The organism is Caballeronia sp. ATUFL_F1_KS39 (assembly GCF_023630985.1).
In the GTDB taxonomy this organism is placed as follows: domain Bacteria; phylum Pseudomonadota; class Gammaproteobacteria; order Burkholderiales; family Burkholderiaceae; genus Caballeronia; species Caballeronia zhejiangensis.
In genome coordinates this window covers 49,552-75,372 of the sequence record NZ_JALQDZ010000054.1, presented here as the reverse complement: position 1 = coordinate 75,372, position 25,821 = coordinate 49,552, and the positions used below count along the sequence as shown (strand labels likewise).

At 63.0% G+C, this 25,821-nt stretch carries 22 protein-coding genes; 14 read left to right on the top strand and 8 right to left on the bottom strand.

What is annotated here, in order from left to right:
- Positions 1–131: 131 nt before the first annotated feature.
- Together glpK and NCR93_RS27225 are read left to right on the top strand one after the other, a co-directional pair.
- Positions 132–1,655 carry a glycerol kinase GlpK gene (gene glpK, locus NCR93_RS27230; RefSeq protein WP_175980313.1) on the top strand — a complete coding sequence of 508 codons (1,524 nt, stop codon included), beginning with the start codon at positions 132–134 and terminating at the stop codon, positions 1,653–1,655.
- Position 1,656: 1 nt separating this feature from the next.
- Positions 1,657–3,219, top strand: a complete 1,563-nt coding sequence (locus NCR93_RS27225; protein WP_175980314.1) for a glycerol-3-phosphate dehydrogenase/oxidase — start codon at positions 1,657–1,659, stop codon at positions 3,217–3,219.
- Between the two features lie 11 nt (positions 3,220–3,230).
- On the opposite strand, the gene NCR93_RS27220 is transcribed toward NCR93_RS27225, so the two are convergent.
- Genes NCR93_RS27220 through NCR93_RS27210 form a run of 3 tightly spaced genes read right to left on the bottom strand, consistent with a single transcriptional unit; the run spans position 3,231 to position 8,178 of the window.
- Positions 3,231–4,421 carry a porin gene (locus NCR93_RS27220; protein WP_175980315.1) on the bottom strand — a complete coding sequence of 397 codons (1,191 nt, stop codon included), beginning with the start codon at positions 4,419–4,421 and terminating at the stop codon, positions 3,231–3,233.
- 31 nt (positions 4,422–4,452) lie between these two features.
- The gene (locus tag NCR93_RS27215; RefSeq protein WP_175980316.1) at positions 4,453–6,867 is read right to left on the bottom strand and encodes a glycoside hydrolase family 31 protein; all 2,415 of its coding nucleotides are present in this window, start codon (positions 6,865–6,867) and stop codon (positions 4,453–4,455) included.
- Between the two features lie 24 nt (positions 6,868–6,891).
- Complete coding sequence (locus NCR93_RS27210) at positions 6,892–8,178, bottom strand: MFS transporter (protein ID WP_008346087.1); 1,287 nt, start codon at positions 8,176–8,178, stop codon at positions 6,892–6,894.
- A gap of 303 nt (positions 8,179–8,481) precedes the next feature.
- On the opposite strand from NCR93_RS27210, the gene NCR93_RS27205 reads away from it, so the two are divergent.
- From NCR93_RS27205 to NCR93_RS27170, 8 genes are all read left to right on the top strand, one after another.
- On the top strand, positions 8,482–8,880 hold the full coding sequence (locus NCR93_RS27205; RefSeq protein ID WP_008346085.1) for a VOC family protein: 399 nt from the start codon (positions 8,482–8,484) through the stop codon (positions 8,878–8,880).
- A gap of 73 nt (positions 8,881–8,953) precedes the next feature.
- Positions 8,954–9,595, top strand: a complete 642-nt coding sequence (locus NCR93_RS27200) for a twin-arginine translocation signal domain-containing protein (RefSeq protein WP_250532309.1) — start codon at positions 8,954–8,956, stop codon at positions 9,593–9,595.
- A gap of 36 nt (positions 9,596–9,631) precedes the next feature.
- A complete protein-coding gene (locus NCR93_RS27195) occupies positions 9,632–11,215 on the top strand; it encodes a GMC family oxidoreductase (protein ID WP_008346081.1) in 1,584 nt (527 codons plus the stop codon).
- Between the two features lie 90 nt (positions 11,216–11,305).
- On the top strand, positions 11,306–11,635 hold the full coding sequence (locus NCR93_RS27190; protein WP_033536923.1) for a ribbon-helix-helix domain-containing protein: 330 nt from the start codon (positions 11,306–11,308) through the stop codon (positions 11,633–11,635).
- Positions 11,636–11,830: 195 nt separating this feature from the next.
- Positions 11,831–13,387: an MBOAT family O-acyltransferase gene (locus tag NCR93_RS27185; protein WP_175980317.1), complete on the top strand. Its 1,557-nt coding sequence runs from the start codon at positions 11,831–11,833 to the stop codon at positions 13,385–13,387.
- 2 nt (positions 13,388–13,389) lie between these two features.
- On the top strand, positions 13,390–14,427 hold the full coding sequence (locus NCR93_RS27180) for a hypothetical protein (RefSeq protein WP_175980318.1): 1,038 nt from the start codon (positions 13,390–13,392) through the stop codon (positions 14,425–14,427).
- Between the two features lie 162 nt (positions 14,428–14,589).
- A complete protein-coding gene (locus tag NCR93_RS27175) occupies positions 14,590–15,651 on the top strand; it encodes a catalase family peroxidase (protein ID WP_175980319.1) in 1,062 nt (353 codons plus the stop codon).
- On the top strand, positions 15,648–16,181 hold the full coding sequence (locus tag NCR93_RS27170; RefSeq protein ID WP_008346072.1) for a cytochrome b: 534 nt from the start codon (positions 15,648–15,650) through the stop codon (positions 16,179–16,181). The genes NCR93_RS27175 and NCR93_RS27170 overlap by 4 nt, the downstream gene beginning before the upstream one ends.
- A gap of 10 nt (positions 16,182–16,191) precedes the next feature.
- Here the strand turns inward: NCR93_RS27170 and pdxR are convergent, their stop codons facing one another.
- Positions 16,192–17,709 (bottom strand): MocR-like pyridoxine biosynthesis transcription factor PdxR, encoded by a 1,518-nt coding sequence (gene pdxR / locus NCR93_RS27165; RefSeq protein WP_175980320.1) that lies wholly within the window; start codon positions 17,707–17,709, stop codon positions 16,192–16,194.
- Between the two features lie 298 nt (positions 17,710–18,007).
- On the opposite strand from pdxR, the gene NCR93_RS27160 reads away from it, so the two are divergent.
- The 4 genes from NCR93_RS27160 (at position 18,008) to NCR93_RS27145 (ending at position 20,671) form a co-directional block, all read left to right on the top strand.
- Entirely contained in the window at positions 18,008–19,156 is a 1,149-nt protein-coding gene (locus NCR93_RS27160; protein ID WP_175980321.1) for an MGDG synthase family glycosyltransferase, read from the top strand.
- Positions 19,153–19,656: a hypothetical protein gene (locus NCR93_RS27155; RefSeq protein ID WP_175980322.1), complete on the top strand. Its 504-nt coding sequence runs from the start codon at positions 19,153–19,155 to the stop codon at positions 19,654–19,656. Before NCR93_RS27160 ends, NCR93_RS27155 begins: the two co-directional genes overlap by 4 nt.
- Positions 19,649–20,275 (top strand): dual specificity protein phosphatase family protein, encoded by a 627-nt coding sequence (locus NCR93_RS27150; protein ID WP_175980323.1) that lies wholly within the window; start codon positions 19,649–19,651, stop codon positions 20,273–20,275. Before NCR93_RS27155 ends, NCR93_RS27150 begins: the two co-directional genes overlap by 8 nt.
- 162 nt (positions 20,276–20,437) lie before the next feature.
- Positions 20,438–20,671 carry an ElyC/SanA/YdcF family protein gene (locus NCR93_RS27145; RefSeq protein WP_175980324.1) on the top strand — a complete coding sequence of 78 codons (234 nt, stop codon included), beginning with the start codon at positions 20,438–20,440 and terminating at the stop codon, positions 20,669–20,671.
- A gap of 8 nt (positions 20,672–20,679) precedes the next feature.
- Here NCR93_RS27145 and NCR93_RS27140 read toward each other — a convergent pair whose 3' ends face one another.
- The 4 genes from NCR93_RS27140 to pta form a co-directional block, all read right to left on the bottom strand.
- Positions 20,680–21,993, bottom strand: coding sequence for an MFS transporter (locus tag NCR93_RS27140; protein WP_372492603.1), 1,314 nt, complete (start codon positions 21,991–21,993; stop codon positions 20,680–20,682).
- A 42-nt stretch (positions 21,994–22,035) separates the two neighbouring features.
- The gene (locus NCR93_RS27135) at positions 22,036–23,709 is read right to left on the bottom strand and encodes a GMC family oxidoreductase (RefSeq protein ID WP_034470087.1); all 1,674 of its coding nucleotides are present in this window, start codon (positions 23,707–23,709) and stop codon (positions 22,036–22,038) included.
- Positions 23,710–23,927: 218 nt separating this feature from the next.
- A complete protein-coding gene (locus NCR93_RS27130; protein WP_239295280.1) occupies positions 23,928–24,752 on the bottom strand; it encodes an IclR family transcriptional regulator in 825 nt (274 codons plus the stop codon).
- A 9-nt stretch (positions 24,753–24,761) separates the two neighbouring features.
- A complete protein-coding gene (gene pta / locus NCR93_RS27125) occupies positions 24,762–25,775 on the bottom strand; it encodes a phosphate acetyltransferase (RefSeq protein WP_175980325.1) in 1,014 nt (337 codons plus the stop codon).
- Between the last annotated feature and the right edge of the window lie 46 nt (positions 25,776–25,821).

Genomic DNA, 25,821 nt, shown 5'->3' with positions numbered 1-25,821 from the left:
GCCGGTTCACATGCGCTCGAACAGTGCGTCCGCCATCTTTCCGTCGACGCCACGCGATGCTACGATGGTTGAAAACGAATATTCAGATTCGTATTCGAACATTCTCCGAACCGGCTGTCTGGAGTGGCCGCATGAGCCAGCGACGTTTTATCCTTGCCCTCGACCAGGGCACGACCAGTTCCCGCGCGATGCTGTTCGCCCATTCGGGCAGCGTGATAGCGAGCGCGCAGCGGGAGTTCGCGCAGCATTATCCGCAGCCGGGGCGGGTCGAGCACGATCCCGCCGACATCTGGCAGTCGCAACTCGCCGTCGCGCACGAAGCGATGCAGAAGGCCGGCGCGCGGGCTTCGGATATCGCCGCCATCGGCATCGCCAATCAGCGCGAAACCACGCTGCTCTGGGACCGGCAAACGGGCGCGCCCGTCGGACCCGCGATCGTCTGGCAGGACCGCCGCACCGCCGCGCATTGCGCCCGTCTGATCGAATCCGGCGCGGAATCGCTCATCGAAGAAAAGACGGGCTTGCGCATCGATCCATACTTTTCCGCGACCAAGCTCGCGTGGCTGCTCGACAGCGCGCCCGGCCTGCGCGCGCGCGCGTGCCGCGGCGAATTGGCGTTCGGCACCGTCGATAGCTGGCTCCTCTGGCAACTGAGCGCAGGCCGCCGCCACGTAACCGATGTATCGAATGCCGCGCGCACCGCGCTCTTCGACATCCGCGCAGGCGCATGGGACGACGGGCTGCTGGCGCTCTTCGATATCCCGCGCGCCGTGCTTCCCGAAGTCGTGGCATCGAGCGGAGCGATCGCCCATACCGACGCCGCGTTGTTCGGCGCGCCGATTCCGATCACAGGCGTCGCCGGCGACCAGCAGGCCGCGACCTTCGGGCAGGGCTGCGTCGAGCCGGGCCTCGTCAAGAATACCTACGGCACCGGCCTTTTCATGCTGATGAACACAGGCGCGCAGCCGGTCGCATCGCGGCATCGGCTGTTGACCACGATCGGCTGGGAATTCGGCGGGCAGCGCACCTACGCGCTGGAAGGCGCGGTTTTCATGGGCGGCGCGATCGTCCAGTGGCTGCGCGACGGTCTCGGGTTCATCGAAAGCGCGGCGGAAATCAGCGCGCTCGCCGCGCAATGTTCGTCGAGCGAAGGCGTCGTGCTCGCGCCCGCATTCGCGGGTCTGGGCGCGCCGTATTGGGATCCCTACGCGCGCGGCACGCTGCTCGGCATGACGCGCGGGACGAATCGCGCGCATATCGCGCGGGCCGCGCTCGAAGCCATCGCGTTCCAGACGGTCGATGTCCTCGACGCGATGGAAGCCGATGCCGGCATCGCCGTGAGCGAGCTGCGCGCGGACGGCGGCGCGTCGCAGAGCGACCTGCTGATGCAGATTCAGGCCGATCTGCTCGGCCGTCCCGTCGTGCGCCCGAGCGTCACGGAATCGACCGCGCTCGGCGCGGCCTGCCTCGCCGGACTCGGATCGGGCTTCTGGTCGAGCCGCGACGAAATCGCGAGCGCGTGGCCGCCCGCGCGCCGGTTCGAACCCGCGATGGCGTCGGCGGAACGCGCGATGCACATCGAGCGCTGGCATCGCGCGATCGATCGCGCCCGCGCCTGGGAACATCCCGCGGAAGAACCGCTTTCCACGGTCTGACATGAAAACGAACATGCCATCCGGACGCGCGGCGCTCTTGCGCGAAACAGATCAGACGCCGTTCTTCGATGTCGTCGTGATCGGCGGCGGCGCGAGCGGTCTCGGCACGGCCGTCGATGCGGCGTCGCGCGGTTATCGGACCTTGCTGCTCGAAGCGCGCGACTTCGCGAAGGGCACATCGAGCAAGGCCACCAAGCTCGTGCACGGCGGCGTGCGCTATCTCGCGCAGGGCAACATCCCGCTCGTTCGCGAAGCGTTGCGAGAGCGCGGACTGCTCGCGCGCAATGCGTCGCATCTCGTGCACGCGCTCGGTTTCATCGTTCCCGCGTACCGGCTCGGCGACAAGCTGACGTACGGCGCGGGCCTCAAGATCTACGACTGGCTCGCGGGCTCGCTCAACCTGCGCGCGAGCCGCAGCCTCGATCTCGCCGAAACCCGCGCGAAATCGCCGATGCTCGCCGAATCGCTGCACGGTCACGCGCTGCGCGGCGGCACGCTTTATTTCGACGGCCAGTTCGACGACGCGCGTCTCGCCATTACGCTGATGCGCACGCTCTTCGATCTCGGCGGCGTCGCGCTGAACAATGCGGCGGTGCGCGGCGTGCAGTTCGATCGCGCGGCGGGGCGTCATCGGCTGGAGGTGGAGGACGTCGAAAGCGGCGACCGGTTCGCGGTGAGCGCGCGCTGCGTCGTCAATGCGACGGGCGTCTGGGTCGATTCGATCCGCGCGATGGCCGAGCCCGGCGCGCGCCCGATCGTCGCGCCGAGCCAGGGCGTGCATCTGACCTTGCCCGGCCGCTTCCTGCGCAGCGATAGCGCGATCCTCGTGCCCAAGACGCAGGACGGGCGCGTGCTGTTCATCGTGCCGTGGCACGGTCACGCGATAGTCGGTACGACCGACACGCCGCGTCACGACTTGCCGCTCGATCCGCGCGCGAGCGACGAGGACATCGATTTCATTCTCGCGACGGCTGCCGATTATCTGTCCGTCAAGCCGACGCGCGACGATGTCCTGAGCGTATGGGCGGGGCTGCGTCCGCTCGTGAAGAGTGACGGCGCGGCATCGACCGCGTCGTTGTCGCGCGAACATACCATCGAAATGAACGCGACCGGCATGATCACCGTGACGGGCGGCAAGTGGACCACGTACCGTCTGATGGCGCAGCAGGTGATCGATCTCGCCGTCTCCAAGCAACTGCTGAGCGCTGCGCCGTGCCGAACGGCGTCGTTGCCGCTGCATGGATCGACGGCGGAGCAACACGGCTACTACGGTTCCGATGGGGCAATCATCGATCGTCTGCCGGGCGCGCAAAACGTTCTGGTGAAGGCGAGCGGCCTGACCGAGGCGCAGACGCGCTTCGCGGCGCGGGCCGAACTCGCGCGCTGTGTCGAGGATGTGCTCGCGCGGCGCAATCGCGCGTTGTTTCTCGATGCCGCCGCCGCCCGCGATGCCGCGCCCGAAGTCGCCAGAATCATGGCCGAAGAACTCGGGCACGGCGCGCAATGGCAAGCGGAGGAAATCGCGCGTTTCGATGCGTTCGCGCGAACCTGGATGCTGTCGTAGCGGCGCGTCGATCAGAACGCGTGCCGGATGCCGACCATCGCGACGAACTGCGACGGTCCCGACGAAGGCGACGCGTTCTGCGAATCGCCGACGACCGCCACGGCATTCGCAATCGCCACGCCGCCCGTTCCGCCCGACGCGATGAGCGACTGACCCCGCGCGTGCTGATACGCCTGCAGCGCATAGAACGTAGTGCGCGCCGACAGGCTGTACGTTTCCTCGAACGAAATCTGGTGATACTGCGCCGCATCGCCGATGCCGTTGGCCCTGCTCGCGCGCGTGTAGCTGTAGCCCGCCGCGACATTCACCGCGGGCGTGAACCGGTAAGCGGCGATGGCGCCGTAGCTGTTGGACACGGCTTCATCGGCGAAAAGCGAGCGCGGGCCCGGCGCATAGTGCACGTTGGAATAGTTGAGGCCGAGCATCAGATCGTTGTACGTGTAGCGCGCCGCCGCCGCGATCAGTTGCGCGCTTTGTGCGCTCGCGTAGCCGTTGTTCACCGGCGAGTTGATCGCGAAGCTCCCGAGCGCCGGGCTGGTCGCGATGTCTTTCAGCTTCACGTAGCCCGCCGCGATCGCGAAAGGCTTGTAGTCGTAGCGAAGCGCGGCACTGAAGTTGCTGCCGCTCGCGATGCTGCCCGGCACGCCGCCGAGCGCGTATTGAACGGTGAACGCGAGACCCGCGATCACCGGCGACGCATACGTGACCGCGTTGTTGAAGCGCAGCGTGGTGTCGAGGGCATCGACGTCGCCGGGATGCGCGCCGGTCGCGCCGGTCAGCACGCCCGTCGGTCCGAGCGCGCCGACCATGCTGAAGTAAGGCGTGTACTGGCGGCCGAGCGTCAGCGTGCCGTAACGCTCGTGGCTCAAGCCCGCATAGGCTTGACGATTGAACATCGCGTTTGCGCTGGCTTGCGCGCCCGTCAGCGAATTGAAGCCGCTTTCGAGCCGGAAGATCGCCTTCGTGCCGCCGCCGAGGTCTTCCGCGCCGAGAAGCCCGAACTTGCTCGCCTGCAGATTGCCCTGGCTCATGTAGACGTTGGACTGCCCGCGCTGGTTGCTGACATACGCGAACGCGTTATCGACGACGCCGTAGAGCGTGACGCTGCTTTGGGCCGTCGCCGTGCCGCTGAACAGGGCGACGGCGAGAGAAATGGACGTGAGGACGCCTGCGCGCGTCCGTGCGCGATTCAAGGACTTCATTGCTGATCACTTTCCCGTGAAGTGTTGAGGCTCAGTCTGCAAGACGCAGCGTGATATGACGCCAGCCGTCCGCGATGCGCTCGCCGGCCAGCTCGCCCGTCGCGCAGGTCGCGACGCGCGTATCCGATGCGGGCACGCTCACGCGGACTTCGTTCTGTACGCGTGGCATCGCGCCGTGGCGTTCTATCGCGATGCGCAGGCTTCGCGCATCGCTTTCGATGACGACGCGCCAGCGCCCGTGCACGCCGTCGCGCCACGCTTCGGATTCGCCGTCGTCTTCGATGCAATCGCCGCGCGCGACGCCGGCGCCCGCGCAAGGCAACGCGATGAACGCGCGTTCATCGGCGGGACGCGCGAAGTGCTGCTCCGCGATGTTCAGCGGAATCACATGCCCTTCGCGGATCAGCATGACGGGGCGATCGTGCGGCGCGGGCAGCGTGACCGTTTGGCCGCCGTCGAAGACTTCGCCGCTCCAGTAGGACGACCAGCGCGCGCCCTTCGGCAGATGGATGCGTCGCTCGCTTTGCGCCGCCTCGACGACCGGCGCGACGAGCAGCGACGAGCCGAGCATCATGTCGTCGCCGTCTTCGAGGCAGAGCGGATCGTCGGGGAATTCGGCGAACATCGGACGGAGCACCGGTTCGTACGCGCGATGCGATCGCCACAGCAGTTGGTACAGGTACGGAATCAGCCGGTAACGCAGCTTGATGAGACCGGCGATGAGATGGGTAGTTTGCGGATACATCCAAGGCTCGTTGACGGTGCCGTCGTCGTTCCATGAGTGGATGGAAAAGCGCGGCAGAAAGATGCCGAACGCGACCCAGCGCGACAGCAGTTCGGGATCCGGCGCGGGCCCCGCGAAGCCGCCGATGTCATGCCCGCTGTTCGACACGCCCGACATCGCGAGACCGAGGCCCATCTTGAGATTGAAGCGCAGCGTGTCCCACGACGTGTAGTTGTCGCCCGACCACGTCTGCACATATCGATGCATGCCGACGCCGCCCGAGCGCGATACGAGAAACGGCCGCACGCCGGGCGCATGTTCGCGCTGCGCGTCGCGCGAGGCGCGCATCATCAGTTGCGTCTGCAGGACCTTGGCCTCGCGCGCCGGAAACGGCTCGCCGAAGCCGCGCGCGATTGCATCCGCGCTCCAGATTTCGAACTCGTTGTTGTCGTTCCACGTCGCGGCGATGCCGTGCGCGAGCAGGCTTTCCTTCACGCGCGCTTTCCACCAGTCGATGGTCCGCGGATTCGTGAAGTCGAGATACGCGCCGACTTCGTCCCAGAACTGCACCCACGCCGGTTCGCCGTCGCGCGTTTCGATCAGGAGACCGGCATCGGCGACGGAATCGAACAGCGGGTGATCCCGCAGCAGACACGGCTTGATGTTCGGACACAGCCGCACGCCTTCGCGCAGATAGCTCGTCACGAAACCGTCGATATCGGGAAACTTGTCGCGATTCCAGTTGAACACGTAGCGCTTGCCGCCAATCGACGTATAGCCCGACGAAAGATGGAACGAATCGCACAGGATGTCGTGCTCGCGGCATCGGTCGATGAATTCGGCCATGCGCTTTTGCGCGTCGGGGGCGTCGGTGTAGCTCATCGTCGAGCCGGAGTAGCCGAGGCCCCACTTCGGCATCCACGCGGGACGACCCGTCAGCCATGTAAAGCGGCGCACGGCGTGAAGCGGCGTGTCGGGTGACGCGATGAAGTAATAGTCGAGATCGCCGTGCTCCGCGATGAAGTGCCGATAGTGCCCGTGATAGTTGTCGAGCTCGCGGCCCATGTCGAAGCGGCAATCGGCGAGCGTGTCGTAGAAGAGACCGAAGCCCGTCGATGTCTCCGGCTGCCACGTCACGTAGAACGGAATGTGCTTGTAGAGCGGATCGGTCGTGCGGGCGTTGTAGCCCATCGCATCGACGTTGCGCATCTCGTAGCTTTGATTCGCGCGGTCGAGCGAACCCGCGCGTTCGCCGAGTCCCACGTACATTTCGCCCGGCTTGCGCGCGATGTAGTGATACACGCGCTCGTCCCACCAGCCGAAGTTGTACGCCTGCGTCTTGCGATCGTTCATGACGTGATGCCACTGGTGGTCGCGCACGATTTGCCACGAGCAGAAGCCGCCGTCGAGCGCAATCGTCAAGCGGATCATCGCTGTCTCGATGACGACGTGTTGGTCATCGTCCGACATCGTGAACGGTGCGCTCGCGAAGCCGCTCGTATCGTAGCGGTCGCGTCCTTCGAGCGGCACGTCGTCCTGTCCGGGCGCGATCGCCCAGGTGCGCGGCCCGCGCAGCTCGCCGTGCGGCAAGACCAGCACGCGGATGATGTCATCGGCGAGGACGAACAGTTCGATGCCCGCGCCATCGGCGGAACTCAGCGCGACGCGGTTGTCCGTTCGCTCCGAAATCGCGAAACGCGGACGATTCTTCAAGTTGGCCATGATGTGTCTCCCGTTCATTCGATCTCAGGCGGCCCGATGCGCCGCGCCGGGCGGATTCGCGTCGCTCGTCACGCCGCGCATCAGCACGACGAGCAGCGCCGCGCCGATCAGGTCGAACGCGCCGAGCGCGGCGAAGAGCGGCGTGAAGCCCACCGAATCCGCGAGCGCGCCGACGACGAGCGAAAAGCCCAGTCCGCCGATCCACGCCGCCATGCCCGCGAAGCCCGCGGCGGTGCCGACTTCGCCGGGCTCGAAGACATCGGCGGCGAGCGTGTTGACGAGCGCCGAGATCATCTGATGCGCGAAGCCGCCGACGCAGAACAGCGCGATGGCTTCATACGGCGACGCGACGAGCCCGATGCACGCGGGCCCGATCATCATGAACGCGCCGAGCACGACGCCCGCGATGCGCGACGCGATGAGCGGCACGCGGAAACGCTTCATCAGAAACGGCGAAAGATAGCCGCCGAACAGCCCGCCGAGATCGGCGGCGAGAAACGGCAGCCACGCGAACATGGCGATCTGCTTGAGGTCCATGTGACGCTCGGTCGCGAGATAGAGCGGAATCCAGAAGCTGAAGGTTTGCCACGCGGGTTCGGCGAAAAAGCGCGCCTGCGCGATGGCCCAGAAGCGGCGCGTGCCGAGCACTTCGCGGATGCGGCGTTGCTCGCCCGGGCGGTTCGTCACGGGCGTTTGCCCTTCGATGATCGCGTTCTTCTCCTGCTCGCCGATCTTCGGATGCTCGCGCGGCCCGCGATACAGCCAGTACCAGAACGCGGCCCAGACGAAGCCCATCGCGCCGGTCACGACGAACGCGCTTTGCCATCCGTAGCGCAGCGAAAGAAAGACGACGAGCGGCGGCGCGAACAGCGAGCCGAGCGACGTGCCGGCGTTGAAGTAGCCGACCGCGACCGACTTCTCGCGATTCGGAAACCATTCTGCGACGACCTTCATCCCCGCCGGAATCGCGACGGCTTCCGAGAGGCCCATGAGTCCGCGCAGCGCCGCGAGCGACACCCAGCCGCCGGCGAGCGCGTGCGCCATGCCGGTCGCGGACCAGAGGCACGCGAACAGCGCGAAGCCGAGCCGCAGCCCGATTACATCGATGATGAGTCCGCACACCGGCTGCATGATCGTATAGCCGACCTGAAACGCGGCGACGACATAGGAATACTGCTGCGTGCTCATGTTCATGAGCGTTTTCAGCTCGGCGGCCATGACGCCGAGCGCGTTGCGCGAAAGATAGTTGACGATCGTGCCCGCGCAGACGAGCGCGATGATCCACCAGCGCAAGCCGATGACTGTTTTCAAGATTGAGTCTCCGTTGTTCTCGACGGGCGATGAGCGGCGGCGCGCAGTGCCCTTTCTGTTCGGCTATCGCGATGATCGAATTCGAACGTTCGGCATCGAAAAGCCGGTTCAATCCTACTCTCGGCGACCGAAATTTATCTCAATTGCGACAAATAGTTTCGTTTCATCGATCGAATGTTCGTTTGCGATCATGTGGCGTCGAGCCAATGCGCAAGCCCCGGGCAAACGCCTACGCCCGATTTAACCGGCCATTACCCTTTGCGCGCGCGGCTTCCTAAACTTCACTAAAAAGGGGAGGCGCTCATGTCAAAGCTCATTCACACGATGATTCGCGTGCAGGACCTGCAACGCTCGCTCGATTTCTACGAGAAGGCTTTCGATCTCGGCGTCGCGCACCGGCTGGACTTTCCGGACTTCACGCTCGCCTATCTGCGCAACGACGAAACCAACGCCGAGCTCGAACTCACCTGGAACAAGGGACGCGCCGAGCCATACACACATGGCGACGGCTACGGCCACGTCGCCGTGAGCGTGCCGGATGCGAAGGCGGAGCGCGAGCGTCTGATCGGCCTCGGTCTCTCACCCAACGACGTGCGCGAATTCAAGAACGACGACGGCTCGCTCATCGCGCGTTACTTCTTCATTCAGGATCCGGACGGCTACAAGATCGAAGTTCTCGAACGGCATGGACATTACGAATAGTCAGATAGTCAGCGGCATCACGCGGGACCACACACATAAATAAGCTGTTGCAGTGCCCCACAAGGAGAGAGACATGCGAGACACGATCATCCCGATCGTCGCGCAGCGGCGCGCGCACGACGGTGAAGAGCATCACGACCACGACGACATCGCCGCGCCACCGAACATCGCACTGACGCGACGCGAATTTCTGCACGGCACCGGCGTGCTGGTCGGCACCATCGCGGCGACCTCGATCTTCGCGAGCCTCGCGCCGAGCCGCGTCTGGGCGCTCGAAATGCAGGGGCTCGACACGCATCAGGGCGAAGTGCTGCTGCAAGTCACGCGACAGATCTATCCGCACGCAACACTCGATGACGCCGTCTACGCGCTCGTCGTCAAGGATCTCGACGCCAAGGCGAAAGCCGATCCCGCCGTGCGCCAGCAACTCGCCGACGGCGTCGCGCAGCTCGACGCCAAAGCCGGCTCCGACTGGACGAGGCGCGGCGCGAACGACAAGGCGCAGGACGTCGCCGCGCTCGCGGGCACGCCGTTCTTCAACACCGTACGCAGCACGGCCGTCGTGTCCCTGTACAGCAATGCGCTGGCGTATCAGCACTTCGGCTATGGCGCATCGAAGGGCGATGGCGGCTATCTCTATCAGGGTTTCAACAACCTGTCATGGCTGCCCGATCCGCCTCTCGCGAACAGCGGTCCGATTCCGAAAGACAGCTAACCCATTCGAGCGATCCGACGGAAAACGGAGACAGACATGTACACGGACAACAAGGTGCAGTTCAGGCACAACGACGATCACGTCGTGGTGATCATCGGATCGGGCGCGGGCGGCGGGACGCTCGCCAACGAACTCGCGCAGAAGGGCGTCGACGTGGTCGTGCTCGAAGCAGGCGCGATGCACACGCAAGGCGATTTCGCGACGGAAGAGTGGAGCGCGTTCAAGCAGCTTTCATGGCTCGACAATCGCACGACATCGGGCAACTGGCGCGTCGCGAAAGATTTCCCCAACCTGCCCGCGTGGATCTGCAAGACCGTGGGCGGCACGACGGTCCACTGGGCGGGCGCGAGCCTGCGCATTCAGCCGCACGAGTTCAAGGCCAAGACGACTTACGGCGACGTGCAGGGCGCCAATCTGCTCGACTGGCCGGTGACGCGCGCGGAGCTCGATCCCTACTACGACCGCGCCGAAAAGAAGATGGGCGTCACGCGCACGAACGGCAATCCGGGCCTGCCGGGCAACAACAACTTCAAAGTGATGTCGGCGGGCGCGGCGAAGCTCGGCTACAAGGAGTGCAACACCGGCCATATGGCGATCAACAGCACGGTCCGCGACGATCGCACGCACTGCTTTCAGCGCGGCTTCTGCTTTCAGGGCTGCCGCATGGGCGCGAAGTGGTCGACGCTCTATACCGAACTGCCGCGCGCGCAGGCGACGGGCCGCATGGAATTGCGCCCGCAATCGCATGTCGTGAAGATCGAGCACGATGCGCGCGGCAAGGCGACGGGCGTCGTCTATTACGACAAGGACGGCAAGCTGCAACGGCAGAGGGCGCGCGTCGTCGCGGTGGCGGGCAATGCGATCGAGACGCCGCGGCTCCTGCTCAACTCACAGTCGAGCAAGTTCCCCGATGGCCTCGCGAACGGCTCGGGCCAGGTCGGCCGCAACTACATGCGGCACACGACAGGCTCGGTCTACGGCGTGTTCAACGACAAGGTCGAGATGTTCAAGGGCACGACGATGGCCGGCATCATCGAGGATGAATCCGTGTTCGATCCGAAGCGCGGCTTCGCGGGCGGCTATCACATGGAGACGCTTTCGCTCGGGCTGCCCTTCTATGCGGCGTTTCTCGATCCCGGCTCGTGGGGGCCGAACTTCGCGGCGGCGATGGATCAGTATCAGTACACGGCGGGCATGTGGATCGTCGGCGAGGACATGCCGCGCGAACAGAACCGCATCACGCTTAACACCGACGTGAAGGATCAGTACGGCTTGCCGGTGCCGAACGTCCACTTCGACGATCATCCGAATGACGAAGCGATGCGCCAGCACGCGTACAAGCAGGGCAGCGCGGTGTACGAAGCGGCGGGCGCGAAGGCGACGTATCTCGTGCCGCCGTATCCGTCGACGCACAATCTCGGCACCGCGCGCATGAGCGCGAAAGCCGCCGACGGCGTCTGCAATTCGCATGGCCAGACGCACGAAGTGGCGAACCTGTTCATCTCCGATGGCAGCCAGTTCACGACGGGCGCGGCGGAAAACCCGACGCTCACGATCGTCACGCTGGCGATCCGTCAGGCCGACTACATCGCCGGCCAGATGAAGCAGCGCAGGGTTTGACGTGATTGCCGATGATCGCGTAGCGGAGTAGTTTGTTCGGTCGGCCGTCGTGCGACGAGCATGGCGGCCCGTTTCCTGGAGATCAACGTCATGTGTCGGGTGTACATCAACGCCGATCCGATCCTTTATGAATCGCGCACGCGTTCGCTGCGCATTCATGGTGTGATCACTACCGTCCGGCTCGAAAATCTCTTCTGGGACGTGCTGCACGAAATCGCCGGGCGCGAAAATCTCACGACGAGCCAGTTCGCCGTCAAGCTCTACGACGAACTGATCGCGCTGCGCGGCGAAGCGCCGACCAACTTCGCGTCGTTTCTGCGCGTGTGCTGTTTGCGCTATCTGTCGATGCGCGAGGCGAAGCAGGCGGCCGAAGGCGAGGCGGCGGGCGCGGTGGCCCTGCGTGTGCTGAAAGCGGGCTAGTTCGACGCATTCCTCATTGAACGCGAGCGCGCCGGGCTTCGGCGTGCCCCTTTCCGTCAGCCAAAGCGATGGTGACATCGGCCAAGCGCCGCCCGCCGTCCCATTCAGCATCTAGCATCCTGTTCGACCGACAACGAACGACGACGCATCCGCGGTGATGCACGCCCGGACGCCGTTTGCCGCGGAGTCTCGAGCATGCTTTTCAATTCCTATTCGTTCATCTTCGCGTTTCTTCCCGTGGTTTTCGTCGGCGCGTTTCTGCTCGGGCGCTATAGCCATCGGCTCGCTGCGCTCTGGCTCGGGCTGGCGTCGCTTTGGTTTTATGCAATATGGACGCCACGCTTTGTCGTGCTCTTGCTCGGTTCCATCCTGTTCAACTATGCCGCCGCGTGGTGGATCGGCAGGGAAAGCGAAAGGAAAAGCGGCCATCCGAAGCTGATTCTTATCGGCGCCATAACAATCGATCTGGGTCTGCTCGGCTACTACAAATACGCCAACTTTCTCATCGATTCATCGAATCATCTGCTGGGGATGAATCTTGCGGCGCTCGACATCATTCTGCCGTTGGGAATCTCGTTCTTTACGTTCACGCAGATCGCCTTTCTCGTCGATGTCTATCGCGGCATCGCGCGCGAATATAACTTCGTCAACTACTTACTGTTCGTCACGTATTTCCCGCATCTGATCGCAGGCCCGGTGCTGCATCACAGTCAGATGATGCCGCAGTTCGGCAATCCGAAAACCTTCCGGATGAATCCGGAGAACATATCCGCCGGATTGACGGTTTTCGTGCTGGGGCTCGCGAAGAAAGTTCTGATTGCAGACACGCTCGCCAAAGGCGCCGTGCCGCTTTTCAGCGCGGCGAGTGCGGGCGTGCCGCTGACTTTCTTGGAAGCCTGGACGGGCGCGCTCGCGTACACGCTCCAGTTGTATTTCGACTTTTCCGGCTATTGCGATATGGCCGTGGGCATCTCACTGCTCTTCAACGTCAAACTTCCGATCAATTTCGATTCGCCCTATAAGGCGGCCAGCATCATCGACTTCTGGCGGCGCTGGCACATGACGTTATCCGCGTTTCTGCGGGATTACCTGTATATACCGCTCGGCGGAAGCAAACACGGCGGCCCGCTGCGCCGCTACGTCAATCTGATGATAACGATGCTATTGGGCGGCTTGTGGCACGGCGCCGGATGGACGTTCATCGCGTGGGGCGGATTGCATGGCGCGTATCTGATCGTGAATCACGGCTGGCGCGCCGTGTCTCCGCGTCTGGGAATAGATGGTTCGAGCCGGTTCGCGCGAATCGCAGGCGTAGCGCTGACCTTTTTAGCCGTCGTCGTGGGATGGGTATTCTTCAGGGCCGAGAACTTTCAGACCGCCTGGAACATGCTCGCGGGCATGGCGGGCTTTCACGGTGTTTCGCTACCCGCGTCTTTGGAACGGCATATCGCTCCCGTTCTCGGTTCGAAGCTGCGTTTCGACGGCTTTCTGCCATCCGTCGGCATTCCGTCGATGGTGTTCGTCACGCTGCTGTTCGGCTTCGTTCTCGTGTGGGGATTTCCGAACCTGCAGCGTTTGCTGGAGCGCTACAGGTCGGCTGAACTTTCATTCACGCGCGTCCGGAACCGGATATTGCCGCGCCGGGTCGACGCTACGTTATTGGCCGCAAGTCTTTCGGCGTTGCTCTTTTTCGTCGTGGTTCTGGCTATTGGATCAGCGGGTCCATCGGAGTTTCTCTATTTCGAGTTCTGACCATGACGTACTTGAAAATCTTCGCGACGTCGCTGGCCATTATCGCGATTGCCTGGTTCTCGGCGGCATTGATGCTCGCGCCCGCGCCAATTGCCGGCGAGTATTGGGTACGGGAAATGACGGTCGTGAAGCGGAGCATCGCGCAGCATTACAAGGGACAGCGAAAGCTGATCGTAGCGGCCGGATCGAACGTGCTTTTCAGCGTGGACACGACGCAACTGAGCAAGGATCTCGGCATTCCGGTTTTGAATTACGGATTTCACGCGGGACTCGCGCTCGATGAAATCCTTGGCGAAGTGACGTCCGTCGCCGAGAACGACGACACCGTGATTCTCGCACTGGAGCGCGAATACTATTGCGACGATGCCAACAAGGAGAATGCCACCTGGAGAGCGCGAAACGCCATCGCCTGGGATCACGACCGCTGGCGGACGTGGTCGGTATTCCGGCGGCTGGACGCAATTACATCGATGGGTCCCGGACTCATCTTCGAACTCGCGCAGGCTCGAATTCGCGAGACATGGTTTCCGAAATCCATCGAAGACAGGCTTCGCGCATTTCACGATCAGGAAATCGTGACGAGATTCATCGATGCGCCGCCGCCGACATCATTCGCCTATTCCGCGTATCACCTCGACGGCCTGGGCAACATGCAGCAGATCGATGGCTCGAATTACACGGGACGTCCGGAATCGGCGGAACAGGAAACGGAAATCTGTCCGGATAGCTTTCTCGTGCTGAAGCGATTCGTCCATGCGATGCACGACAAGGGCGTGTCGGTCTACTTCGCCAATACGCCCTATGTGCAGACGAGCACGACGCGCGCGGATCGGGTCGAAGAGGCATCGAAGCAATTCGCCAGCGCCATTTCTCCGCTCGGAACCGTGCTCGACGACCGGAACCAGCTTCTTTTCAACCGCAAACTGTTTCTGAACACCGACCTCCACATGAACACCGAAGGCAGGACATTGAGAACCGGATTGCTCGAAGACTCGATCAAAAGCCATCCCGCATTGAAGCAATGGCTCGACTTGCGATGAACGCGAAGTTATCGCGAGCGGCTATCGGCAGGCCATAACTTCCTTTTTCGAACCAGGAGACAATGCGAAGCGGGGGTATCTGCGAATTTTGCGCGTTGCTGGCACGATTTCCGTCACGCTGCTAGATTACCGTGCAACAGAATCGTTGATCGAGAGACTACGATGCCTGACAAATCCGCTTCCCCGCGTTCGCCTCTTCCCGCGCTGATCCTAATCGCGGCCATCGTCGCCGTGCTGGTCGCGGCCTTCGCCTACACGGCGGGCTGGCTCACGCCGAATCGCCTCACACCGGCGAAGATCGTGGGCAGCCTCGCGCCACCGGGCGGCGCGGTGCCGGGCTTCAGACGCAATCATGCGAAGGGCATCTGCTTCAGCGGCGATTTCGAATCCAACGGCTCGGGCGCGGCAATCTCCAAAGCCAGGATGTTCATGCCGGGTACGTATCCCGTCACGGGGCGCTTCAATCTCGCGACGCCGGACCCGAAAGCATCGGATGCGATGGCGCGCGTGCGCGGCCTGAGCCTGCGCATCGTGATGCCCGACGGCAGCGAGTGGCGCTCCGCGATGATCGATGCGCCGTTCTTCCCCGTTGCGACACCGCAGGCCTTTTTCGACCTGCAACGCGCGCTCGCGAACAAGAGCGATCCCGAGTCGATGCAGAAGTTCGCCGCCGCGCACCCGGAGATCGCTGCGTTCGGCGCGTGGGCCGGCAGTGCGCCGTGGACGGCATCGTATGCGGACGAGCGTTACAACAGCCTCAACAGCTTCGTCTTCACGAACGCGGAGGGACAGGATCAGACGGTGCGCTGGTCCTTCATTCCCGCCGCGAAGCCCGAGACGCTGACGCCGGACGAATTGAAGCAGAAGGGCGCGAATTTTCTCGATGCCGAGATCACGCAGCGCGTGCAAGGCGCGCCGCAACGCTGGGCGATGGTCGTCACCGTCGCGAATCCCGGCGATCCGACCGCGGACCCGAGCAAGGCGTGGCCGGAAGACCGGCATACGGTCGAAGTGGGCACGCTCGTCGTGAAAGCCATCGAGCCGGAGCCGGACGGTCCTTGCCGCGATCTCAACTTCGATCCGACCGTGCTGCCCTCGGGCATGCGCGTATCGGACGATCCGTTTCCTGCCGCGCGCTCGGCTGCCTATTCCGTATCGTTCAATCGACGCACCGCCGAGGACAAGGCCTATCCGCACACGCCTTCGCAAGGAGCGCAGCAATGAACGCGATCAACGAGCGGTTCTCGCCGCTGCAACGCGCCCTGCACTGGATCATGGCGATCTGCATTCTGTCGATGCTGTTCATCGGCGTCGGCATGGTGTCGACGGTGAGGCCGGACTATCTGACGCTCGTGTCGATACACAAGCCGCTCGGCATCGCGATACTCGTGCTCGCGCTGATCCGTCTCGCCGTGCGAATCGCGCGCGGTGCGCCGCCGCTGCCCGCGAACATGCCCGAGCCGATGAAGCTCGCCGCGCATCTATCGCACTATGCGTTCTATGCGTTGATGATCGCGCTGCCATTGCTCGGCTATGGCATGTTGTCGGCGGCGGATTATCCGGTCGTGATAGGCGGCTATCGCCTGCCGTCACTTTTGCCGCATAGCAATTCGTTGCACACGCTGCTCTGGAACGCGCATCGGTTCCTCGCGTTGTGCTTCTTCGCGCTGATCGTCGTGCATCTCGCGGCGGCGCTGTTTCATGCGCTCGTGCGTCGCGATGGCGTCTTTCACGCGATGGCGCCGTGGAAATAGACGCGCACGTTCAGGGGCGCCGCTGCTGCACGACTTGGGCGAGCGCCCGCACACCCGGCTCGATCAGCTCCGCGCGTATCGCTGAAAAACCCATGCGGAAGCATCGCTGACCATCGGCGGGATCGGCGAAGAACACGCTGCCCGGTTCGATGAGCACGCCGAGCGCTTGCGCGTCTTTCGCGAGACGCGTCGCGTCGAGCCACGGCGGACCTTCGACCCAGCACGAAGCGCCGCCCGTCACGTTCGATGCGCGCAATTCCGGCAGATGCGTGGCGAGCGCATCCATCAGCACTTCGGCGCGTTCCTTGTAGACGCGCCCGAGCTTGCGCAATAGCGTGTCGTGATGACCGAGCGCGAGAAAGGTCGCGAATGCGCGCTGGATGTACGCGGCCGGATGACGAATCATCAGACGGCGCAGCGCGCGCAGCTCGCGTATCAGCTCGCGCGGCGCGACGATATAACCGAGCCGCAGTCCTGGCGCGAGCGTCTTCGACAGCGAACCGATATAGACGACGCGCTCTGCCGTATCGAGGCTCTTCAACGCGGGATGCGGCGTGCCCGAGAACGTGTTCTCGCTCTCGTAGTCATCCTCCACGACGATGAAATCATGCTTCACCGACAGGTCGAGCAACTTGCGTCGCCGCTCGATGGGCATCGTGACGGTCGTCGGACATTGATGGCTCGGCGTGACATACACGTAATCGCAAGGCGCGATCACGCTTTCATCGTCGATGACGGCGCCGTCTCCGTCCACCTCGAGCGGCACGATTTGCGCGTTGTGATGCTGGAAGATGTTGCGCGCATCGGGATAGCCGGGGTTCTCCATGCCGACTTTCGTCTGCGTGCCGCACAACAACGCGCCGATGAGATAGAGCGCCTGCTGGCAGCCGTTCGTGACGACGATCTCTTCGGGCATCGCGAAGACACCGCGACGCGGCAGCACGCGCGTGCGTATTTGTTCGACGAGCGTTTCGTCGTCGCGTTCGATGAGATCGGGCGCCCAGTTGCGGATTTCCATCACCGACAAGCCGTGCATGCAGCTCTCGCGCCAGTCGCTCGTCGGGAAGAGTTCGGTGTCGAATTGCCCGTAAATAAAGGGATATTCGTAACTCTGCCAGTTCGACGGCTTGACGATATTGCGTTGATGCGACGGGGCGTGCCGGATGCGCGCGCTCCAGTCGGGATGACCTTGCTGCGTCTCGATGCTCGATGTTTCCGCGACGCCCGCTGCGGTGAAGCCGCGTTGCAACTCGTCGGTTGCCGGATTCACGAAATGGCCGCTGCGTTCGCGCGAGACGAGGTAGCCTTCCTCGACGAGTTGCTGATACGCGAGCACGACGGTGTTGCGCGACACGTTGAGCTGATCGGCGAGTTCGCGGCTCGAAGGCAAGGCGGAATCGGGCGCGATATGACCGCTCAGGATCGCATTGACGATCATCTGGCGGATCTGGTTTTGCAGGCTCATCCCCGAGACCCGCGAGCGCTCGAAGAGCTGCGCCCAAAGCATCGCGGTAGGACGGATGGGCATGCATGTCTCCTTGTGGAACGTTTATTGGATGTGTCGATATTACGTGGGGCTTGCCTGTCGCGCCAGTTGAAAAATAGCCCGAAGGCAGACGAGCTGTTAGCCGCGAATCCGTTCGCACGATGACGCTGAAGTAAAAAATGATCCCGGATAGCGGATGCGGCGCGACGATTGAATAGAATCGCCTGCGTTTTTCACGGATGACGACTTCGTAAGTTGGTTCTATTGACGATATCGGCGGCGCGCTAGCGTGATCTCCAAGCCGAATCGAACAGTCACCCCATCGAGCTTTCCGATAAGTATGCCCAAGGTTCTTGTTCTAAGCGTGAGCGCGGGCGCCGGCCACGTTCGCGCAGCAGAGGCGCTGTGCGCTTATGCAAAGACTCATCCCGCAAGTGTCGAAGCCGTGCATCTCGATGTCATGGACTTCGTTCCCGCAAGTTTCAAGGCGCTTTACGCAGAGTTCTACATCAAACTGGTCGCTCGCCAGCCGGCCCTCTGGAGTTATCTCTATCAGAAGACGGACAGCGCTTCGCCACGATCATTCGGCGAACGTCTTCGACGCGCGGTCGAGCGGCTCAACTGCCGCGCGCTGACAACGGAGATCGAGCGGCATCGCGCCGATGCGATCATTTGCACGCATTTCCTGCCTGCCGAGTTGCTTTCGCGTGAACGTCGTCTCGGCAACATCCATACGCCGGTGTGGGTGCAAGTCACGGACTTCGATCTTCATCGCATGTGGGTCGTGCCGGGGATGCGGGGATATTTCGCCGCAAACGACGAAGTCGCCTGGCGCATGACGAACCGCGGCGTTTCATCGGCATCGGTTCACATCGGCGGGATACCTGTCATGCCCGCCTTCAGCGAGCCTCTCGACCGCGCGGCGTGCGCGGCGCAATGCGGCCTGGACCCTGCGCGCATGACTCTGTTGATGATGTCCGGCGGCGAAGGTCTTGGCGCGCTCGACGCACTCGCCGAACGTCTGCTGAACATGGACGGCGATTTTCAGTTGATCGCTTTGGCGGGTCGCAACGAAGCGATGCGCGCCGCGTTGCGAAAACTGTGCGCGTTCCATCCAGCACGTTTGCACGTTTCCGGCTTCACGCCCAACGTCGAGCGCCTGATGGCGTGTTCCGATCTCGTCATCACGAAGCCTGGCGGGCTGACCACGTCCGAGTGCCTCGCAATGAAACGGCCGATGATCGTCACCTCGCCGATCCCGGGGCAGGAAGAGCGCAATGCGGATTACCTGCTCGAACACGGCGTCGCGCTGAAAGCCGTCGATGCAGTGGCGCTGGAGTATCGCGTTCGCGCGCTGCTCGACGATCCGGCCCGGCTCGATGCGATGCGCGAGCGAATCGCGCCGCTCTCGCGTCCGTATGCAGCACGTTTCGTTCTGGATACGGTGTGCGATGCGCTCGGCAATCCGGATACAAAGGTGGCGGCATGAACGCACGTGTCCTCGTGCCTGGCGGGCGCACGCTCGCGCTCGTCGGCTGGGTCGCGCTGCTGGGCTTCTTGTTCGCCAACGTCGAAATACAGATCGAAGGCAACGCAGGTTGGGCCGCGAGCTTGCCGACATGGCGCATCGAACATCACTGGTTGCTCGACATCTTCTGGGGCGGCAGACCGATGACGGGGTATCACGCGTGGGTCTTTCCATTCGTCGCGTTGTTCTTTCATCTGCCCGTGATCTTTTTCGATCGATGGTCATGGCGCATCGAGGCGCGCATCGTCGCATGCGTCATGACGTTCTGGCTGATCGAAGACTTTCTCTGGTTCGCTCTCAATCCCGCGTTCGGCATCGATCGCTTCGATGCGCTTCATGTGCCCTGGCACAAGCACTGGATCGGGTTCGCACCAACCGATTACTGGACCATGAGCATTGCAGCGCTCGTGTTGTTTCATCTGTCGCGTGAGCCTGGCACGGGGCGGTCGTCGCATGAATAAAGTCTTCCGCATTTTGTTTTACGGCGCGGGCTTCATGGCTGCGGCATACGTCCTGCAGTCGAAGATGGCGGCAGCGCCCGCTCCGGCCACGTCTGCATCCATGACGGTCGAACGCCCGCTGAACTGGGCCGAACCGATCGTGTACGCAGGCGTCGACAATCTTCATCGCATCACGCCTTCGCTTTATCGGAGCGCGCAGATATCGGCGGCCGATATCGTGCAACTGCGCGCACTGGGTATCCGCAAGATCGTCAGCTTCCGTTCGTTTCATTCCGATGAGGATGCTCTCGAAGGCAGCGGCATCGCGCTGCAGCGCATCCGTATCAACACATGGAACATCAAGGACGAGGACATGATCGCCGCACTCAAGGCGCTGCGCGATGTCGACCGCGATGGTCCGATTCTCATTCACTGTCAGCATGGCGCGGATCGCACGGGGCTGGTATCGGCGCTGTATCGCGTGGTGTATCAAGGGTGGACCAGGCAACAGGCCGAAGATGAGTTGCTGCATGGCGGCTATGGATTTCATCCGGTGTGGGGAAACATCAGAAGCTATCTGCAGCACGTCGATGTCGAATGGTTGAGGCGGCAGGTTGGCGTTGCGGGGAGTCCCGCGTGATGCGCGCCTCCATGATTCGCATGGTGCTGATCTGCCTGCGACGTATCACCGTGCCTTTCGAACGCGCCGACGTCGCCGTGGTCTTCCGAAATGCGCTCCAAGATGACGGCACGCCAAAGCCCATTCTCGCGGCGCGGCTCGAGACCGCCTTGAAGTGTCATCGTGCGGGTCTTTGCTCGCTATTTCCACCTTCCACGAGCGCAGCTCGCGTTCGAGAGCCTTGGCGCAACGGTCTTGCCGGGTGCGTTTCCGCGTGAAGTCAGGGCGATGGACGCGTATTCGATTTGGCGCGAAGTGCCCGCATACGCCGTCTATTTCGCCCGGCTCTCGCTCGACGAGCACGCCGAGCCGGTGTCGTTCAGGCCGGTGAAGTTTTTGATGAGTCTCTTCTTCTGAGCTGCAAGTCAACTCGCGCCCCGCACCGAAAACGCCATCTCCCTTCTCTGCCGCAACCCGACCCACGCCGCCGACATCGCACTGACGATGCCCGCTGCGAGGCAGTATCCCGCGATCATCCACGGATCGCCGCCGTTGCGTTGCAAGAGCCACGTCGCGATGATCGGGCTGATGCCGCTCGCGAAGATCCCCGAGAACTGATACACGAACGAGATGCCCGAGTAGCGCACTTTCGCGTCGAAGAGTTCGGAGAAGAGCGCGGCTTCCGGACCATAGATCGATGCATAAACCACGCCGAGCGGAATCACGACCGCGAGCCACGCGAGCATCGTATTGCCGCCGCTATTCTTCATGAGCCAGAAGCCGAGGAACGCGGAAAGCCCGGTCGCAAGCGATCCCCAGAAGTAAATGCGCGCACGCCCAACGCGATCCGACAGCCGTCCGAAGAACGGAATCGTGAAGATCATCACGAACGCGGCGACCATTACGCCGAGCAGCGCGTCCGTGCGTTGCAGATGCAGCGTGCCGGTGAGATAAGAAATCGAAAACACGCCGAACACGTTGAAGAACACGCCATCGATGAAGCGTGCGCCCATGCCCGCAAGCGTATTGCCGGGATACTTCGTGATGACATCGACGATCGGCATGCGCGCTTCGCTGCCCGTCTTCTGGATGCGGGCGAACTCCGGCGTTTCCATCACGTTCAGGCGGATATACATGCCGATGAGCACAAGCGCGAACGACAGGAAGAACGCGATACGCCAGCCCCATGCGAGGAACTGCGCGTCGGTCAGCATGAGCGAGAGCCCCGCGACGACGCCCGACGACAGACACAAGCCGAGCGCGAGGCCGATCTGCGGAATGCTCGCATAGAAGCCGCGCTTGTTCTCGGGTGCGTATTCGAACGCCATCAGCACGGCGCCGCCCCATTCGCCGCCGAGACCGATGCCTTGCAGCACGCGCAGAAACAGCAGCAGCGATGGCGCCCATATGCCGATCTGCGCATACGTCGGCACCATGCCGATCAACACCGTCGCGACGCCCATGATCGTCAGCGTCATCACGAGCATGCTCTTTCTGCCGACGCGATCGCCGAAGTGCCCGAAGATCACGCCGCCCAGCGGCCGGCTGAGAAAGCCGACGGCGAAGGTGCCGTAAGCGAGCATCGTCGAGATGAGCGGATCGCTGCCTGGAAAATAGAGCTTGTTGAAGACGATGCCGGCGACCACGCCGTACAGAAAGAAGTCGTACCACTCGATCGTCGCGCCGATCAGACTTGCGACGACGACCTTTCTCATCTGTTTGCCATCGGTTCGGGGCAGTGCGTTCATGGTTTGTCTCCGTGATGGGTTCGAGACTTGTGCTCAGTCTCTTTGGCCTGCATGGGCCATGGGCTTTTCCGCAACGACCTGGGTTACGTCTTCCACATGCGTGACGTGCTGATAGCGCTGGTCTTCGAGAATCATGTCGGCCGCCTTCTCCGCGATCATGATGACAGGCGCATTCGTGTTGCCCGATACGAGCTCCGGCATGATCGACGCATCGACCACACGCAGTCGTCCGATGCCGCGCACCTTCAGGCGCTCATCGACGACCGCGGATGCATCGTTGCCCATCTTGCAGGTGCCCGCCGGGTGATAGATCGACTGACTGAACTTGCGCGCGACGTCGAGCAGATCGGCATCGGTTCGATACTCCGAACCAGGAATGAACTCCGACACGATGTGCTTCGCGAGCGAAGGCGCCGCCGCGATGCGTCGCGCCACCTTGATGCCGCCGATCACGACGGGATGATCGCGTTCGTCGGAAAGATAATTCGCATGAATCGCGGGATATTGCAGCGGATCGTTCGAGCGAATCTCGACGCTGCCGCGGCTGTACGGCCGCAACTGACACACCGAAGACGTGAACGCCGAGAACGGATGCGCGCCTTGTCCGGGCTTGTCGGCGGAAAGTGGTTGCATGTGAAACTGGATGTCGGGACGCGCGACATCCGGCGACGAACGCGTGAAGATCGCAACCTGGCTCGCCGCGAGCGTCAGCGGCCCGGTGCGCGAGATAACGTATTGCAAGCCGATGAGCGCTTTCTTCAGCGGATTGTTGACCTCGTCGTTCAACGTCCGCTCGCGCGTCTTGAACACAAGCCGCACTTGCAGATGATCCTGCAGATTCCGGCCCACGCCCGGCAGGTCGTGCCTCACTTGCACGCCTGCGCCGTTCAACACGCTCGAAGGCCCGACGCCCGAGTTCTGCAGAATCTGCGGCGACCCGATCGCGCCAGCCGCGAGAATCACTTCGACACGCGCGCGTACTTTCTTCACGACGCCTTCATGCATGTACTCGATGCCGACCGCTTCCTTGCCGTTGAACAGCACCCTGCGCGTTTGCGCCCGCGTCTCGACGATAAGATTGCGCCGGTCGCGCACCGGCTTGAGAAAGCCCTTCGCGGTGCTCCAGCGAAAGCCCTTGTAGGCCGTCTGCTGAAAATAGCCGACGCCTTCTTGCGTCGCGCCGTTGTAATCCTCGTTGAACGGGATGCCGATTTCCTGCGCCGCCGCGATGAAGTGATCGGCGATCGGACGGCGCAAGCGCAAATCCGATACTTTCAACGGCCCGCCCGCGCCGTGATATTCGCTCGCGCCGTGCTCCTGATCTTCCGATTTCCTGAAGTAGGGCAGCACGTCCTTGTAACTCCATCCCGCGTTGCCGAGTTCGGCCCAGCGATCGTAGTCCTCGCGCTGACCGCGCACATAGAGCAGCCCGTTGAGCGAACTGCAGCCGCCCAGCACCTTGCCGCGCGGCCAGTCGATGCTGCGTCCTGCGACGGCATCGTCCGGTTCCGTGCGATAGCACCAGTCGAGCTCGGGATCGTGCATGGTCTTGAAGTAGCCGACGGGGATATGAATCCACGGGCTCGCATCGGGCCCGCCCGCTTCGAGCAGCAGCACGGTGTTGGACGGATCGGCGCTCAGACGGTTGGCGAGCACGCAACCTGCCGAGCCCGCACCGACGATGACGTAATCGACTTCCTGCTGCATGACACCTGTCTCCTGAGGTCTTCTTTTGGAACGAATCGTTTCGCTTGCGTTTCGTTCAATGTGGAAGAAGCGGGCAAGGAAGCCAAGAGAAAAGCGCGGAAGCTCGCGAAAGTGAAACGGAAAGTGCGAATTCCGATTCAGAAGCGGAAGGGGGATTGGGGTTGTCCCTGAGCCGCGATTTATTGATTCGCCATCCGAAGTAACGATGCTGCGGCGCGTCAGAAAGTGCCCGTGAGCTCGGCGGCGGCTTCCTGCAGGCGCGGCACGAACGTCAGCGCACGGGACAGCGCCATGCGCGAGACCGGCCCATGCACGGCGATAGCCGCGATGCACTTGCCGCGCGAGTCGAAAACCGGCACGGCGACGCAGGCGATGCCCAACACGAACTCTTCGTTATCGACGGCGATGCCCTTGTTCGCGATGCGATCCAGTTCCGCTTCGAGCAGGTTCGGATCGTCGAGCGTGTTGGGCGTGAAGCGTTCGAGCCGCATCGCGCGAACGAGCGCGCTGCGTTCGTCGCGCGGCATCATCGAAAGAAGCAGCTTGCCGCTCGCGCTGCAATGCGCGGGAACATGCGATCCGGGCTTGAGCTCCAGTCGCAGCGCCCACGGCGATTCGCAGCGGTCGAGATAAAGCACTTGCGTGTCGTGCAGCGTGCTCAGGTTGCACGTTTCGCCGAGATCGGCGACGAGACGCTCCAGAATCGCATGACGCTGGCGCCGCGCGCCGCTGTGCATCATCACGTCGACGCCGAGCCGTTCGAGGCGCGGGCCGATCACGTAAGCGTTCTTCTGGCCCGGCTCGCGCGCGACGAAGCCGCCCGCTTCGAGCGATTGCAACATGCGATGCAGCGATGCCTTCGGTTGCTCGATGATGTTCGCCAGCTCCGCGAGCGACAGCGCGCCCTTCGCCGCGACCAGATGTTCGAGCACGCTGAATGCGCGCAGCGTAGGCGTTTCGTTGCGCGCGGCGCTTTCGGCGAGCGGCGCGCCATCCGTCGATTCAGGGTGAGCGAAGGCTTCCGTATCGGCTCGCGTGTCCATGATGCGCGCTCACGCCGGGTGATGCCGCGCTGCCTGCGCCTGCACGCAAGTCACGGCGATTACGTGAAAGATATCGTCCGCGCTGCAGCCGCGCGACAGATCGTTGGCGGGCTTCGCCAGCCCTTGCAACAACGGGCCGATAGCCTTCGCACCGCCGATGCGCTCCGCGAGCTTGTAGCCGATGTTGCCCGCTTCCAGACTCGGGAAGATCAGCGTGTTGGCGTGTCCTTCGATCTGCGAGTGATGCACCTTGCGCATCGCGATTTCGGCGACGATCGCGGCGTCGAGCTGCACGTCGCCATCGATGGCGAGGCCGGGGCGCGCTTCCTTCACGCGCCGCGTCGCTTCGATGACCTTGTCGACGGCCGCATGATGCGCGCTGCCGCTCGTCGAAAACGACAGCATCGCGACGCGCGGGTCTTCCATCAGCAGACTGCGTGCGCTGTCGGCCGCGGCCATCGCGATTTCGGCGAGTTGCTCCGCATTCGGCTCGACGACGAGCGCGCAATCGGAAAAGACGAGGCCGCCTTTCATCGTATGAAAGGGCTCGCAGAGCATCATCAGAAAGAAGCTGGAAACGAGCTTGAATGAAGGCCGAACGCCGATGATCTGAATCGCGTTACGCACGACATCCGCCGTCGTGTTGACCGCGCCGGAGACCGATCCGTCGGCCTCGCCCATACGCACCATGAGGTTCGCGAAGCACAGCGGATCGCGCACGGCGGCGCGCGCCTGATCGGGCGTCATGCCCTTTTTCTCGCGCAACGCGAAAAGCTCTTCCGCAAAGCGTTCGCCAAGCGATGATTGAGAAGGATCGATCACCTCGATGCCTTCGAGATCGATGCCCGCGCCATCCGCGACCTGATACGCGCGCGCTTTCGCACCCGCGAGCACGATGCGCGCGATACCTTCCCTGTGCGCGCGTTGCGCCGCCTGAAGGACGCGCGTGTCTTCGGCTTCGGAGAGGACGACGCGCATCGGCAGGTCGCGAGCCTGATCGATGATGCGATGCATGGCTTTCATGGCGGGCTCTCGATGGTCGGTCGGAAAGCGCCGCTGCGCGGGCGCG

Excerpts from the sequence above, each read along its gene's own strand:
- NCR93_RS27205 (WP_008346085.1), top strand. The coding sequence starts at position 8,482 with ATGTCAAAGCTCATTCACACGATGATTCGCGTGCAGGACCTGCAACGC.
- pdxR (WP_175980320.1), bottom strand. The coding sequence starts at position 17,709 with ATGCCCATCCGTCCTACCGCGATGCTTTGGGCGCAGCTCTTCGAGCGC.
- NCR93_RS27160 (WP_175980321.1), top strand. The coding sequence starts at position 18,008 with ATGCCCAAGGTTCTTGTTCTAAGCGTGAGCGCGGGCGCCGGCCACGTT.
- NCR93_RS27220 (WP_175980315.1), bottom strand. The coding sequence starts at position 4,421 with ATGAAGTCCTTGAATCGCGCACGGACGCGCGCAGGCGTCCTCACGTCC.
- NCR93_RS27170 (WP_008346072.1), top strand. The coding sequence starts at position 15,648 with ATGAACGCGATCAACGAGCGGTTCTCGCCGCTGCAACGCGCCCTGCAC.
- NCR93_RS27215 (WP_175980316.1), bottom strand. The coding sequence starts at position 6,867 with ATGGCCAACTTGAAGAATCGTCCGCGTTTCGCGATTTCGGAGCGAACG.
- NCR93_RS27225 (WP_175980314.1), top strand. The coding sequence starts at position 1,657 with ATGAAAACGAACATGCCATCCGGACGCGCGGCGCTCTTGCGCGAAACA.
- NCR93_RS27190 (WP_033536923.1), top strand. The coding sequence starts at position 11,306 with ATGTGTCGGGTGTACATCAACGCCGATCCGATCCTTTATGAATCGCGC.
- NCR93_RS27135 (WP_034470087.1), bottom strand. The coding sequence starts at position 23,709 with ATGCAGCAGGAAGTCGATTACGTCATCGTCGGTGCGGGCTCGGCAGGT.
- NCR93_RS27150 (WP_175980323.1), top strand. The coding sequence starts at position 19,649 with ATGAATAAAGTCTTCCGCATTTTGTTTTACGGCGCGGGCTTCATGGCT.
- NCR93_RS27155 (WP_175980322.1), top strand. The coding sequence starts at position 19,153 with ATGAACGCACGTGTCCTCGTGCCTGGCGGGCGCACGCTCGCGCTCGTC.
- NCR93_RS27195 (WP_008346081.1), top strand. The coding sequence starts at position 9,632 with ATGTACACGGACAACAAGGTGCAGTTCAGGCACAACGACGATCACGTC.
- pta (WP_175980325.1), bottom strand. The coding sequence starts at position 25,775 with ATGAAAGCCATGCATCGCATCATCGATCAGGCTCGCGACCTGCCGATG.
- NCR93_RS27175 (WP_175980319.1), top strand. The coding sequence starts at position 14,590 with ATGCCTGACAAATCCGCTTCCCCGCGTTCGCCTCTTCCCGCGCTGATC.
- NCR93_RS27180 (WP_175980318.1), top strand. The coding sequence starts at position 13,390 with ATGACGTACTTGAAAATCTTCGCGACGTCGCTGGCCATTATCGCGATT.
- glpK (WP_175980313.1), top strand. The coding sequence starts at position 132 with ATGAGCCAGCGACGTTTTATCCTTGCCCTCGACCAGGGCACGACCAGT.
- NCR93_RS27130 (WP_239295280.1), bottom strand. The coding sequence starts at position 24,752 with ATGGACACGCGAGCCGATACGGAAGCCTTCGCTCACCCTGAATCGACG.
- NCR93_RS27185 (WP_175980317.1), top strand. The coding sequence starts at position 11,831 with ATGCTTTTCAATTCCTATTCGTTCATCTTCGCGTTTCTTCCCGTGGTT.
- NCR93_RS27200 (WP_250532309.1), top strand. The coding sequence starts at position 8,954 with ATGCGAGACACGATCATCCCGATCGTCGCGCAGCGGCGCGCGCACGAC.